The following is a 14,067-nucleotide window of genomic DNA, read 5'->3' as shown; positions in this document are numbered from 1 at the left end:
ATGATCTGGAAATTTCGTGAATGGCCGCCAGTCTCCGAACTCCGCCCGCTAGTGGAACAACTAGGCATCCCCCCGCTGGCTGCGGCGGTTTTGTGGAACCGGGGCTTCAAGCGGGTCGAAGACCTCGAGCCCCCTCTAAAGCTGCTGCCCATCGAAGGCCTGAGGCAAGCGGCGGTTCGCATTATCGAGGCTTTAGAAAAACGTGAGCGCATCCGCGTGCACGGCGACTACGATGCCGACGGCCTTACCGGAACGGCCATCCTGCTCAACGGCCTGGGAAAACTGGGGGCCGACATCCACCCCTTCATTCCCCATCGCTTGAGCGAAGGCTACGGTGTCTTGATGGAGCGGGTGCCAGAGCATCTAGAAGCCTGCGACCTGTTCATTACTGTAGACTGCGGCATCTCCAATCACGCCGAATTGCGCGAGCTGGTAGAAAATGGGGTCTCGGTGCTGGTAACCGACCACCACACGCCGGGTGCTTCCTCGCCGCCAGGTCTGATTGTGCATCCGGCCCTTTCGCCCTGGCTGGAAGGTCAGGCCCACCCTACGGGTTCGGGGGTGGCGTTTTTGCTGCTGTGGCAGGTGTACGAGCTGCTGGGGAAAGACCCGCCCCTGGAGTATGCCGACCTGGCCGCCATCGGCACGGTGGCCGATGTGGCCCCCTTGCGGGGCTTTAACCGGGCTTTGGTCAAAGAGGGGCTCTCCCGCCTGCGCGACTCGAGCAATCTGGGCCTGAAGGTGCTGGCCGCCGAGCACTGCCGTGAGTTTAGCGCCAGCGAGATTGCTTTTCGCATTGCCCCCCGAATCAATGCGGCCTCGAGGTTGGGACAGGCCGAGGTGGCCCTGGAGCTCCTCACCACCCAGGATCCGCTGCAAGCCCCCTCCCTGGCCGAGCACCTGACCCGCCTCAACCAGCAGCGCCAGCGCATCGAGGAGGAGATGCTACAGCGCATCTGGCCCAGCATAGACCCCACTCAGCCTGCCCTGGTTATTCACGATGCCGAGGGTCATCCGGGCGTGATGGGCATCGTGGCCAGCCGGGTGCTCGAGCGCTACTACAAACCGGTCTTTATCATTGCCGATGGCAAGGGCTCGGTGCGCTCGACGCCTGGTATTAGCGCGGTGGGGGCTTTGCAGGCTGCTAGGTCTTTCCTCAAACGCTTTGGGGGCCATGCCCAGGCGGCGGGTTTTGCCATTCAGGAGGAACAGATTCCCGCTTTCACTGAAGCCATTCACCGCTACGCAGCCCAGTTTCCGGTGCCAGTGCCTGAAATTGTTCTGGACGGATGGCTGGATGGGGAAGACCTGGCCGAACTACACCAGGCTTTGAGGCTACTCGAGCCCCTGGGGGAGGGCAACCCTGAGCCGCTGTTTTATACCCAGGGCAAACCGGAGCATGTGCGCACTATGGGCGAAGGCAAGCACCTGTCGTTCCGACTGAATGGCATCCGGGTCATCAAATGGCGTGACAATGGCGAAAGCCTGCCAGAACACATCGAGCTGGCTGCGGGCCTGGTGCTAAGCGAGTGGAACGGTGAGCAAAACGTCGAACTGAGGGCGCAAGCCTACCGCCCCTTGCCCACCCCTAAAGCGGGGTGGGCCATTCCAGTGCCATTTGCCCAAGCGGTGCGCCAGGCGGTGGCCCAGGCGGCCCGGGTCTATGTTCACCCGGAGGGTGCCGACTGGTTTACCAGCAGGGGGGCCGCGGTGGTCAAACCCGAGGAGGCTAGCTACTGGTTCAGCCTGCCGCCCGTACCGGCCCATCCGGAGCAGGTATACATAGCCCTTTCAGAGAAAGCCCTGGCAGCCCTGGAGGCCAGCTCCGATTCCCTGGCTCGTGCACTGGGCAAGCGGGTGGCCACTGCGTATCGCTTGGGTCTGGCCCAGCAGTTGGCGGAGGACCTCGAGCGCTACTGGCAGGCCCTGGCTGACCACACCCCCGCAGCCTATTGAGCCATGCCATTCCTGGGCTCCGAGGGCTTTTTGCACTCATTTGCGCCGGTTATGGCCAGGCTCCAGCAAAGTTTGCAGCTCATGCCGCAGGTTCTCGCGGGCGGGTTGCTCCAGCATGGCAAAAGCAGGGGTCTGGTAGATGCGCTGGCGCGACAGAAACTTTTGTAGCACCTGGGCGCGTCGTTCCCGGAACAGCGCCTCTGGAACCCAGGCGTACTCGTCCCGGATGGCCTGGGCATAGGCTTTGTAGGTTTTGCGGTCGGCGCCCAGAATGGAGAGGTCGGCGTCCAGAAACAAAGCCGTATCGGGGTCGTTCGACTGATGGCTTTGCGTGGCCAAGATGATATCTACTACAGCTTGGATAAGCTCTGGGTCTATCCCTAGGCGTTTTAGGCTCTGTTCGGCCAGGTGTGCGCTTTTGGCTTCGTTGTCGGTGCGGGTGGGGTCGTAGATGGCATCGTGGAACCAAATGGCGAACTCGAGGTGGGGCTTTGCCGGTAACAGCGAGAACAGGGTGCTGAGGTGGAGCAGATTGTGGTAGTGCCGCTGGGGCTCGCTGTGGCGAGTGAATAGGTCTTCCAGCATGTGAAAGTGCGAATTGGGGTCTATCCCAAGCGAGCTAAGCAAGGCCTTCCAGCGGCCAATGAGCCGCTTGCGGCCCCCGTGTGAAAGTTCGAAATTGCGTCCCATGTGCTGCAGGGCCAACTGAAGGAGAGCTTATCATGGTTCCTCTGCAGCGAAAACCAGGGTGCTTTTGGCTTGTGGCGGCGTGAGGGCGTATAAGTTGCGCCAGGGCAGATTGGCAAAACCAGCGGAATGAGTCAATGCATACCTGGCGCAATTCCCCGACAAACTTTCGGTATGGCATCTTGCATTTCGCTTATGGAGACACTTAGTCGCTCAAGTTTTCAAGGGGATGCCCAAAGCCTTGGCCTCATACATGCGGTTGTCTGCAGCGACAAGTAGTTTATCTGGATTAGAGCCATCTTCGGGATAAGCCGCTAGCCCTATACTTACGCCGAGGCGTTGCTGGCCAAAGCTGATCGATTCGATTATCTGTGCGTAGCGTTTGGCCACAACCAAGGCTTCGCCCTTGTCGGTATGTGGGAAGATGGCTGCGAACTCGTCGCCGCCCCAGCGGAAAAGATGGTCTCCGCCACGACGTTCTTCTTCCAGCAACTGGGCCACCCGGATGAGCGCGAGGTCGCCGGTGGCGTGGCCCAGTTTGTCGTTTACGGCTTTGAAGCCCTTTAAGTCCATGATCGCCAGCGAAAGCGGATAACCATACCGAACGGCCCGCTCGAGCTCCTCAGAGAGCACCTTGTCGAAGGCCCGACGGTTGGGCAGCCCGGTCAGGGAGTCGGTAAGGGCTGCTTCCTCCAGCAGACGATGAATTCTGACATCGTGCAGCAGGGTGGCCAGTGGCGCTGCGAAAAATTGGGCTGCGTGCAGGCTATCCTCTGCGAAGGCCTGCGGATCGTGCAGGTTGTCCAGGTTGAGGTAGGCCAGCACCTCGCCCCGGTAAGCGATGGGCAAGCAAAGGTTGGCCTTAATCTCGCGCGCCCTGCCGGCAGTGTCCATGATTTCTGGTGGCGCAGTCTGGTAGCTGACCTTGTAGATTTCGGTCTCCTCTGCACTCAGGATGCGGGGTTCCCCCTGGCGGGAGCGTTCTTCTCCCAGGCCATACCAATCGAGCATATCCGCCGGGCTGCTGGGTGCGGCCTGTAACCCCACAAGGTCGTATCCTACAGCGGCCTTGTAGCGGTATTTTCCATCCTCGAGCACCAGGAGGCTTCCCGCTTCGCTTCCGGGCACCTGCTCGATGGCCTCCACCAGCACCAAATGGTAAAGATTCTCCGAGGGCTCTTCCAGCAGTTCTTGCGTCAGGCGATTTACCCCCTCGTGATGGAGCCGCTCGATCAGCCGCTCAAAGCCAATGCCCAGGTTGCGGCAAAACAGCAGCAGGAGTTCCTTTTCTGCTCTTCTCCAGGCTCTTTCCTGGGGGGAGCCTACCACCAGCACAAAGCGGCTTCTCTTGCTGCCGGCGGTGGGGATGGGGTGTGCCACGAAGGTTTGCCAGCCCAAATCCTGTAGGGGTTTTACACCGCGTGTCTCTTCCGCATAGCGCTGGGTAAAGTACGGTTTTCCTGTGGCATAAACCTCCCAGGCCAGGCCATACCCATAGGGCAGCCCGTTGTGCAACACCTCCAGCAGGCTGGGTTCGTTTACCCCCTGGTGGGCCAAGGCCCGCATCCTTGCGCCTCGAGCCTCCCAAACCACCCCGGCCTCGAGGGATAGACCGTGCAAGAGGAGCAAAAGTGCCAGCTCGGCAGCTTCCTGCAGAGATCGTACCTTTTGCATCTGGATGGAAAGGTCGGAGAGCAGGCGGCGGATCTCGAGGTCGGCCAGTCGGTCTAGTTGCAGGCTGACCGTTTCGGCAAAGCGAATTAGTCCATCCACTTCTTCGGACAGAAAGGGCCTGGCCCTTTCCAGATTGAGCACTGCCACCACTTCCCCCCGTTCAAATAGGGGAAGGGCCAGTTCGGCTACACTGGTAAGGCCAGGTGTTGCGATAAAACTCGAGTCTTTTCGTACATCGGGCACATACTGGGGTTTGCCCTCACGAAATGCCCGGCCCACCACACCCTGGGCTGAAATTTCCTGTAGGCCAATATCAGGGACACAGGCGAGAAGGCGGAAACTGTGCGCTTGGGGTAGCCAGATGCCCACGTGGCCGCCTGAGGCAAAGCTGACCAGACGCTCTGGGAGGCTTTCCAACAAGGCCTGACGTTTGTCGATCTTGGGAAAAATCTCCAAGGTCTCTGCAATTAACTGGTGGCTGCGGGCCAGCGCTTTAGCGTGGCGGTGGGCCGTGCGAAGGCTGCTCCCGATGCTACTGGCAAGAACCACCGACAATAGCAGCAACACCCCGTCCAATGCCTGAAGCCCCATCCACTGGGCCAGCAGCAAGGCCGACGCCCCAGCGGCCAAAAACCCCCAGCCCATACCATAGATGCTGGCGGTGGTGGCCGTAAAAACCATCAGAAAGGGCAGCCTGTACGTCTGATGGGACTCGAGGGAATCTGGCAACAACACAAACACCAGCACACAGAGCACCACTGCACCATAGAGTAGGTTAGCAGCTGAGCGACTAAATACGCGGCTCATGGGCCTCCTTGCTGTAAGGCCTGCAGTTGCGCGTAGGACTCAATTGCAGTGGGTCTTCCGAGCAGGTAGCCCTGACCCAGCGAAAACCCCTCGGCCAATAGAAACTGAAGCTGGGCTTCGCTCTCGATGCCCTCCACGATTACCTTGAGCCCCAGGCCGCTGCCCAGGGCCTGTACTGCCCGCAACAGGCGGGCCTCAGAGGTTTGGGCACTGGGGTCGGAACCCAGGTTTTTGATGAACCCCTGGCCCAGCTTGATGGCCGCCAGGGGCAGGGCGGTAATTCGCTCCAGGGAGGAAAACCCGGTGCCAAAATCGTCGAGATGCAGGGGATGCCCCTGCAGGGCCAGTTGCCGCAGCACCGACAGGCTGGTCTCGTCCAGGGCCACCTGTTCGGTCACCTCGAGGATCAGTGCTTGTGGGGCCAGGCCGTGGCGCTGTAGATGTGCGCTGATCTGCTGGGGAAGCCAGGGCTCGAGCTGGCTTGCGGCCAGGTTGACCGCAATCGGCACCCCCCATCTCGCAGAACATGCCACAGCCTCCCCTATAATCCAGTCGCCCAGCTCTCCCATCCAGCCTTCTTCTTCGATGATGGGCAAAAACTTGGCCGGAGAAATCAGGCCCCGTTCGGGGTGCTGCCAGCGCAGCAGGGCCTCGAGGTGCTGCAGTTGCCCGCTGGCAAGGGCCCGGATGGGCTGGAAGTGGAGACGGAAGCCCAGGGGCGCTTCGCCAGACTTGAGCGGCCGCAGGGCCTGCCCCAGGGCCTGGTGGAGCCAGTCGTCCTCGAGCACGTTTTGCTCCAGCGAGGATTCATAAAAGCGCACCTGACCAGGCTGCTGGGCTTGCTTAAGGGCTATTTCGGCGGCCTGGGGCAGCTTGAGCGTGGCGATACCGGGCTGGGCGAAAGCCACCCCCACCCGTGGGTTAAAGTTGAGCTGACGCCAGCGCGGGGCCAGTTTGCTGTTTATGCTTTGGTATAGCCGCGAGAGCACCGCCTGAATGCCTGATGGGTTGTCTACCCCTTCCAGAAGCAACCAGAAGGTGTTCTTTTCGTAAGCCAGATGGTCGGCTGGGCGTAGCTCGGCCAGCATTGCATTGGCTACGGCTTGCACCACTGCCGCCCAGACCTCCTCGCCTTCCAGCCGCCGAATGCGCTCGAGCGAGTGGCAGTGCAGGGCCACTAAGGCCCGGGGGGCCGGCAACCGCTTGGACAGCGTTTCCGTAAGGCTTTGCAGATTGGTCAACCCGGTTTGAGGGTCATGGTAGCGTCTAAAGTGAACCTCGCTGCGCAGCTCACTTCCGTAAAGCAGCCCGGCCACATGGTGGGCTAGCCCCTCCAGGTGGTGTAGGTCAACCTCGTCGAAGGCGTCGGGACGGTCGAAGTGGTCGAGGTACAGGTAGGCTCGAGCCGTACCCTTGACCACTACCGGGGTTGCCAGCATAGCCTGGATGGCGCTGGCATGCCCCGGCCCCTCCAAAACGGCCCGCCGCTCGGGGTCGAGGCGTTCGTTAAATCGGATGATATCGGCATGGGTAAATATCCTGGCTTGAATATGCTGGCTTAGCGAAAGCGGCTCCTGGGGGAACAGATGAACCTTCTGCAGTGCTGCCAGATCGTAGCCGTGGGCCGCCACAAAGCGAAAATGGCCTTCTGGATAGAGGAGGGTTGCGCTGCCCGCCTGGGCTACCGGGACTACCTTCAACGCTGCTTCCAGTGCCTGCTTTAGAACCTGCTCGGGCGACAGCGTTTCCTTCAATCCCGAGGCCAGAAGCTCCAGCGAGGCCTCCTGGAAGCGGGCCTGGCGGTAGCTGTCGCCAACCTCGTAGCCTATACACTGAATGCCCACAGGCTTGCCCTGTTGGTCTACCAGGGCCATAAACTCCCAGCGGCCCAGGTTCCAGGGTTTATTAAATGGCTTGCTGAACTCTACCCAACCGGTTTGACCGGGATGCTCGAGTACCTTTTTTACGGTCTCCACTACAGCCGGTAAGTCTTTAGGGGCGATGTGTTGCAAAGCGCTTGTTCCTATAGGCAGGGTTTGCAGCCCCATATATCCCAGGTAGGCCCGGTTTGCATAAACAAAACGCCCCTCGAGGTCGGTACGCACCACCATAATCCCCTGGGATAAGTCCAGTGGATCGGGGGTGGGGCAGGCGGCAGGGCGGCGGTCTGGCTTAGCCATTAGCGACCCTCCCTTTTCCTGTAAAAAAGACACATAGCACCTCCTGCTACCGAAAAGATAGCAGAAGCGGGTGCGTTAAAGTTGGTTATTTGAACCAAAGCTGCATTTAGCGGGAGGGCTGCTGGTTATTACCAGGTGTTTTGTTGGTCAGACGGACTTTCGGCTTCGATGCGATAGCGGCAGCAGTCGCCTCCGGCAGAAATGCGCTTTTCGCGGGTTACGGGCACGCCCAGCAGCTTCTGGTACAGCTCGAGCTCGGTCTGACAAAACTCACTGTGCTCGAGCGAAAGGGCCAGCTTGGGGCAGCGCCCCTGCTCCAGGTACCAGCGTCCATTTTCGTAGAAAAAACTGGCCTGATAGCCCTGTTCGGTGAGAAACTCGGCCAGGCGGTAAAGTTTTTGTTCCAGGCTCAGACCTTCTAGGTGTGGGGCGAGTTCCTCGAGCAGCTTGTTGTTACGCCGGTTCAATACCTCCAGCACCAGCCCTTCACCAAAAAGCTCTTTGAGGTGGGTGAGCACATCGGCGCACATGCGGGCATAGGGGGCTTGCTCGTCTACGGCCTGATAGACCTGCTTGGGGCGGCCTCGGCCTTCGTTTTTTTCCAGGCGGGCCCGCACCAAACCTTCGCGCTCGAGGTCCTCTAAATGGCGGTGCACCGCAACCTTGGAGATGCCCAGCGACTCGGCCAGCGAGCCGGCACAGCTCGACCTCGAGCGCAGGGTCTCCAGGATTCGCAGTTTGGTCTCGCCCATTCCCAAAGCCATAACACCCCTAGGCCATCGGCAGCAGCAGGTGAGACTGTACCGACAACTGACCTGCTAAATTGCGCGCAGCCTGACGGAAAGCCAAAGCTTCTGGCGAATCGGGGGCCCCAATCACCACCGGCACGCCGCTGTCGCCCCCCTCGCGCACCGAGAGCGCAATAGGGATTTCACCCAGGAAAGCGGTTTTGTATTGCTCGGCCATTTTGCGGCCCCCGCCCTGCCCAAAGATGTAGGTTTTTTGTCCATTTTGCTCAAAAAACGACATGTTCTCGATTACGCCCAGGATACTGACCTGTACCCGCTTGAACATGTCCAATGCCCGCTCTGCGTCGATGCGCGCTACGTCCTGTGGTGTGGTGACGATGACGCCCCCCGAAAGCTGGGTGAGCTGCGATAAGGAAAGTTGCACATCACCGGTGCCAGGAGGCAAATCCACGATTAGATAGTCGAGCTCGCCCCAGGCCACCTCCTGCAAAAATTGCTTGATGGTGCCGTGCAAAATGGGGCCGCGCCAGACCATGGCCTGGCCCGGCGGGACGATGTTGGCGATGCTGATGAGCTTGATGCCATAGCGCTTTAGCGGAACCATCCGCTTTTGCTCGTCTACGCGCAACTTCTCACCCTGGGTGCCAAACATCTGAGCCTGGCTGGGGCCGTAGATGTCGGCGTCCAGCAAACCCACACGGGCGCCTTCCTGGGCCAGCGCGATGGCCAGGTTGGCAGCAACGGTGCTTTTGCCCACGCCCCCCTTGCCCGAGCCGATCGCCACAATGTGCTTGATGCCGGGCAGAGGCAGGTTCTGAGGCCCGCGCACCTGGGCGCCAAAATGCACTTCGACCTCGCTCGCACCAATCTTGCCAAGGGCCGCGCGCACGTCCCCCGCGATTTTTTCCTTTAGAGGGCAGGCCGGGGTGGTTAGGTTGATTTTGACTGTGGCTTTGCTTCCTTCTACAGCAATTTGCTCGACCATCCCCAGCGACACCAGGTCCTTATGTAGCTCAGGGTCGTTGACGGTTTTCAGGGCTTCCAGTACCAGGGCTTCGCTGAGCGTACTCATCTCGTATTCAGATTATGCCTGGAAATGCTCTGATGAACGGGGCTGGGGTCACATTACAGGTGACCAAAAACACAATTTTGTCAATCCAACCAATGGTGGATACGCAGAAACACGTGATGGTCAAATCGCACAAACGGTAGCCACCCGCCCCCATATAATCCGCTGCAAGATGAGCACGGAAAAGCTGCGTGATGAAGATATTAAACTGCTGCAAATGCTCGAGCAGATGCGTAATCAGATTGCACAGTCCAGCAGCAGCCTCGATTCGCTAAAGGATATTCTGGAGTCGGTAGAGCGCTTGGTAAAAGAACGCAACCATAGCCTGATCAATGCCCGTAGCCCCCTGCTGGAGGGCTATGGAATTGAAGCCGATGACCCACTGACCGGCCTGCCGGGCAAAGTTGCTTTTGAAAAGGCCCTCGAGCGGGTTTTTGCCAGCGGCGAAGTTTTTACAGTGGTCAGCTTTGACCTGGATGGCTTCCAGGCCATAAACGAGCGCTTTGGCCAGTCCACCGGCGATGAGGTCTTGCGCCGCATCGGACAACTGGCGCGCAAAGCCCTGCGCGCCTCAGATGTGGCCGGAAGGCTCGGAGGTGAGGAGTTTGCCCTGATTTTGCGTGGCATCACCGGCGACCGGGCTTTTGGGGTGTGCGAGCGGCTGCGTATGTCGGTGCAGAAATACCCCTGGAACCAGCTCCACCCCGAACTTAAGGTAACCATCAGCCTGGGCTTTGCCAGCCGCGACGACGAAGCCACCGCTCAGGCCGTACTGGCCCGCGCCGACCGCTTTCAGGCCGAGGCCAAAAGCTCAGGCCGCAATCAAACCTTCCCCGGAATGTATTACTAAAAAGGAGTGATGCCCCATGGCCAGCCGCAACCCAAACCTCCTCAAAAGCATTTTTGGCCGCAGTGCAGCTGATAAGACCTCTGTACGCTACGCCATAGCGGTATTCTCGGCGGTTTTCTTCTTGGGCTGGCTCGTTCTGGAGTTAACCCAGGCCTTTTAGGCGCTTGCCGAATCCACCTGACCGCAGTTCGGCACGCCATTACTGGCCTTTGGGGGCCGATCCAAAGGCCCTTGGGATTGCTGTATAATGCCATTAGGCGTAGACCGGGAAGAGTAGGTTTGCTGCCCCCACAGAAAGGGTGCCCCACAGGCTGAGAGGGCATCTGGGAACGGCACAAACCGAACGTCGCCCGCGAGCCAGCAGGAAGAAACTCCTACGGGAGCGTAGAGCCTGCCGGGGGTGCCCGATACAGCACGTTAGAGTGCCTGAAGCGCCTGGAATCGGTGCTTCAGGAAGCGCGGTGGTACCGCGGGGAAAGCCCTCGTCCGTGCAGCCAAGTCTGCAGGGGCGTTTTTGTTTTACAAGTGAGGTATGAAGGAACAATGGATGAGACACAACGCCAAGGATGATTTAGTCAATGCACCGCTTCGGGCTGTAAGAGCTTGATGCGGTATCAATTTGGGCGATATGCAGGAGGTTACATGAACAGCATCCCTAAAGAATGGCAGCTCGAGCCCCACTACGAGCCCGGCCTGCTGTGGCTGAGCCGGACGCCCCGGTTCTTCAAGCTTCTGGGGAAGGAAATCCCAGCCGTGGAATCCAAGGAGTATCCCGGCTGGTACTTCTTGCAAAGGGGCGATGCCATGCGGATTGTGGATAGCCTCGAGGAAGCGCTTGGCGAGCTGAAGTCCCGCCTCAAGCACTGGAAGATGGAAGATTTCTTGGGCCGAGGTGCACCCATAGAGGTTAGTGGCAAGGCACGCAAGCGGATGGTCGTCGAGCTGCTCAACGCGCCCATCGCCACCCCTCCGCCCGACCACGACCCCGACCGGGACGAGCCGCTGCCGCCCTTGCTGGAGTGCAAATGGGAGCTGGGCGAGTACATGCTGGTGGCGCTCATCGAATACACCCCCTTCCGTCCGGAGTTCAGCACCCGCTTCGGTCAGCCCAACAACCCCGTCCGCAGCCTGGTGGGTCAGGTCTGTACCCTCAGCGCGATTGACCTGGACGACCTCGAGGAGGACGATGACGACCTGGACGACCTGGACGAAGGCGACTATGAGCTCCTCGGCATAGAAGACTTTGAAGTGGATGAAGAATTGGATCAAGGCGACCTCGACCATGACGACGAAGACGAAGATGAAGACGGGTGGAAGGAAATAGCGGTAGGTACGGTGAGCCTCGAGGGCAACCGCCTGACCGTGGGCTTCTGGAGCCACACCTTTGACGAAAATACCAGGGTGGTTGGGGTGGCTTACGAGGAAGCCAGCTTCCAGGACGAAAAACAAATATACCACCTGTCACCCCGGAGCAACCATGACTGAACCTAAGGAACTACCCAAAACCTACGACCCCCAGACCGTGGAACCCCGCTGGGCCGAGGAATGGGCCCGCAATCCCCTCAAGCCCGAACTCAACGCCCACAAGGGTAAAGGCCCTTTTACCATCGTGATCCCACCCCCCAACGTGACCGGCAACCTGCACCTGGGGCACGCGCTGGACAACACCATCATCGACACCCTGATCCGCTTCAAACGCATGCAGGGCTACGAGGCTTTGTACCTGCCCGGCACCGACCACGCCGGTATTACTACCCAGGTGCTGGTGGAGAAAGAACTGGCCCAGGAGGGGCTATCCCGCCACGACCTGGGACGCGAGAAGTTTTTAGAGCGGGTCTGGGCCTTTAAGGAGAAAAACGGGGGGGCCATCCTGCACCAGCTCAGGCGCATTGGGGCTTCCTGCGACTGGACTCGAGAACGCTTCACCATGGACGAGGGGCTTTCCCGCGCGGTGCGTCGGGCCTTCATCGAGTACTACCACCAGGGCCTGGCCTACCGCGGCCAGCGCATCGTGAACTGGGACCCGGTGGCCCAGACCGTGGTGAGCGACCTCGAGGTCAATGTCGAACCCACCCCCGGCAAGCTCTACACCCTGGCCTACCCCCTTTTGGGCGGCGGCGAGATCCAGATCGCCACGGTGCGCCCCGAGACCATCTTTGCCGATGTGGCCATTGCGGTGAACCCCGCCGACGAACGCTACCGTCACCTGGTGGGCCAGAAAGCCCGTATTCCCCTGACCGAGCGCTACATCCCCATCGTCGCCGATGAGGCGGTGTTGATGGACTTTGGTACGGGGGCTTTGAAGATTACCCCGGCCCACGACCCCACCGACTTCGAGATCGGCAGCCGACACAACCTCGAGATGCCCAGCGTGATTGACCTGAAGGGCTGCCTTACGGGCGAGCGGGTGCCAGAGGCCTTTAGGGGCCTCGAGCGCTTCGAGGCCCGCAAGCGGGTGGTACAGGCCCTGGAAGAAGCCGGCCATCTGCGCGAGGTGCGGGACTACACCATCGCCCTGGGCTACTCCGAGCGCACCAAAGCCCCGGTGGAGCCGATGTTGCTCGAGCAGTGGTTCGTGCGCATGAAGCCGGTGGCCGAGAAGGTGCTGGCGGGCCTGGACAGAGGCGAGATGCGCTTTGTACCCGAGCGCTGGGAAAAGGTCAACCGCGACTGGCTGGAAAACATCAAGGACTGGGCCATCGCCCGGCAGCTCTGGTGGGGCCACCAGATTCCGGCCTGGTACGACGAAGAGGGCAACATCTACGTGCCCGACCCCTCCAACCCCGACCTCGACTGCGACCAGGACCCCCGCTACGCCCACCTCAAGCTGCGGCGCGATGAGGATGTGTTTGATACCTGGTTCTCCTCGGCGCTGTGGCCCTTTTCCACCCTGGGCTGGCCCGATGCTACCGACGACCTGCAGAAGTTCTACCCCACCGATGTGCTGGTCACGGGCTACGACATCATCTTTTTCTGGGTGGCCCGTATGCAGATGTCGGGCTACCAGTTCACCGGCCAGGCCCCTTTCCACACCATCGTGCTGCACGGGCTGTACCTCGATGCCAAGGGCCAGAAGATGTCCAAGAGCAAGGGCAACGGCATCGACCCCCTCGAGCTCATCGACAAATACGGGGCCGATGCCTGCCGCTTCGCCTGGGACTACCTGGCCACCGGCGGGCAGGACATCCGCCACGACGAGCGGCGCTACGAGCAGGGGCGCAACTTTGCCAACAAGCTCTACAACGCCGCGCGGTTTGTGCTGATGAACAAGGACGCACTCCGCCAGGTGCCCGAGGCCAAAGGCCAGGATCTGACCCTGGCCGACCGCTGGATGCGCTCGCGCCTTAGCCGGGGCATCGCCGAGATTACCGAGGCTTATGAGGCCTTCGACCTGGGCCGCGCCGCCCGGCTGGTCTACGAGCTGGTCTGGAGCGAGTTCTGCGACTGGTACCTGGAGGCCGCCAAGCCGGCCTTGCGCGAGGGCAACCGGGCCACCTTGCAGACCCTGGAGTCTACCCTAGCGGCCCTGCTCAAGCTGCTGCACCCCATCATGCCCTTCATCACCTCCGAGCTTTACGAAGCCCTGACCGGCGATACCAAGCAGCTGGCCCTGCAGGACTGGCCGGAGGTGGGGGAACGCGACCTCGAGGCCGAAAAAGCCTTCGAGACCCTGCAACAAACCATTACCGCCACCCGCAACCTGCGGGCCGAGCTGGGCCTTGCGCCCCAGCAGGAGATCGTGGTGCATTTGGACGGGCCAGGGGCCGAGTTGGTGATGGATAACCTGTCTTTGTTCCGCTTTCTTAGCAAAGCCCAGCCTGCGCTGGGGATGCCCCAGAAGGCCATCGCTCAGGTGACCGCCAACACCACTGTGTACCTCCAGCCCGAGGGCGACCTGTCGAGTTTTTTGGAACGCCAGCGCAAGCGGCTGCTCGAGCTGGAAAAGCAGGTTGAGCAGGGGCAGAAGAAGCTAGCTAACCCTGGTTTTGTGGAGCGGGCCGACCCGGCTATTGTGCAGGCCGAGCGGGAGCGGCTGGCCGAGAACCAGGCCCAGCTCGAGCGCATCCGGCAAAACCTGGCCCGGCTTTCCTGACC

The 14,067-nt window shown here is 60.5% G+C and carries 9 protein-coding genes; 4 read left to right on the top strand and 5 right to left on the bottom strand.

Features of this window, described 5'->3' with window-relative positions:
- On the top strand, positions 1-1,956 hold the full coding sequence (locus Q355_RS0100530; RefSeq protein WP_027875973.1) for a single-stranded-DNA-specific exonuclease RecJ: 1,956 nt from the start codon (positions 1-3) through the stop codon (positions 1,954-1,956).
- 36 nt (positions 1,957-1,992) lie between these two features.
- Here Q355_RS0100530 and Q355_RS0100525 read toward each other — a convergent pair whose 3' ends face one another.
- From Q355_RS0100525 to Q355_RS0100505, 5 genes are all read right to left on the bottom strand, one after another.
- Positions 1,993-2,646 (bottom strand): HD domain-containing protein, encoded by a 654-nt coding sequence (locus Q355_RS0100525; RefSeq protein ID WP_036258405.1) that lies wholly within the window; start codon positions 2,644-2,646, stop codon positions 1,993-1,995.
- A 210-nt stretch (positions 2,647-2,856) separates the two neighbouring features.
- Positions 2,857-5,124 carry a diguanylate cyclase gene (locus Q355_RS0100520; RefSeq protein WP_027875971.1) on the bottom strand — a complete coding sequence of 756 codons (2,268 nt, stop codon included), beginning with the start codon at positions 5,122-5,124 and terminating at the stop codon, positions 2,857-2,859.
- The gene (locus Q355_RS0100515; RefSeq protein WP_027875970.1) at positions 5,121-7,304 is read right to left on the bottom strand and encodes an EAL domain-containing protein; all 2,184 of its coding nucleotides are present in this window, start codon (positions 7,302-7,304) and stop codon (positions 5,121-5,123) included. Before Q355_RS0100515 ends, Q355_RS0100520 begins: the two co-directional genes overlap by 4 nt.
- Before the next feature lie 128 nt (positions 7,305-7,432).
- The gene (locus Q355_RS0100510; RefSeq protein WP_027875969.1) at positions 7,433-8,068 is read right to left on the bottom strand and encodes a helix-turn-helix transcriptional regulator; all 636 of its coding nucleotides are present in this window, start codon (positions 8,066-8,068) and stop codon (positions 7,433-7,435) included.
- 7 nt (positions 8,069-8,075) lie between these two features.
- Positions 8,076-9,125, bottom strand: coding sequence for an Mrp/NBP35 family ATP-binding protein (locus Q355_RS0100505; RefSeq protein WP_027875968.1), 1,050 nt, complete (start codon positions 9,123-9,125; stop codon positions 8,076-8,078).
- 169 nt (positions 9,126-9,294) lie between these two features.
- Here Q355_RS0100505 and Q355_RS0100500 point away from each other — a divergent pair, with 169 nt between their 5' ends.
- The 3 genes from Q355_RS0100500 to Q355_RS0100485 all read left to right on the top strand — a co-directional run bounded on the left by Q355_RS0100500 (position 9,295) and on the right by Q355_RS0100485 (position 14,065).
- Positions 9,295-9,972 (top strand): GGDEF domain-containing protein, encoded by a 678-nt coding sequence (locus Q355_RS0100500; protein ID WP_027875967.1) that lies wholly within the window; start codon positions 9,295-9,297, stop codon positions 9,970-9,972.
- A 642-nt stretch (positions 9,973-10,614) separates the two neighbouring features.
- Positions 10,615-11,457 carry a hypothetical protein gene (locus tag Q355_RS0100490; protein ID WP_027875966.1) on the top strand — a complete coding sequence of 281 codons (843 nt, stop codon included), beginning with the start codon at positions 10,615-10,617 and terminating at the stop codon, positions 11,455-11,457.
- Positions 11,450-14,065, top strand: coding sequence for a valine--tRNA ligase (locus Q355_RS0100485; RefSeq protein WP_027875965.1), 2,616 nt, complete (start codon positions 11,450-11,452; stop codon positions 14,063-14,065). The genes Q355_RS0100490 and Q355_RS0100485 overlap by 8 nt, the downstream gene beginning before the upstream one ends.
- Positions 14,066-14,067: the final 2 nt, after the last annotated feature.

Source organism: Meiothermus cerbereus DSM 11376, assembly GCF_000620065.1.
GTDB lineage: Bacteria > Deinococcota > Deinococci > Deinococcales > Thermaceae > Meiothermus > Meiothermus cerbereus.
Note: the sequence above shows the minus strand (reverse complement) of the source record. Positions and strands in the feature narration are given on the sequence as shown.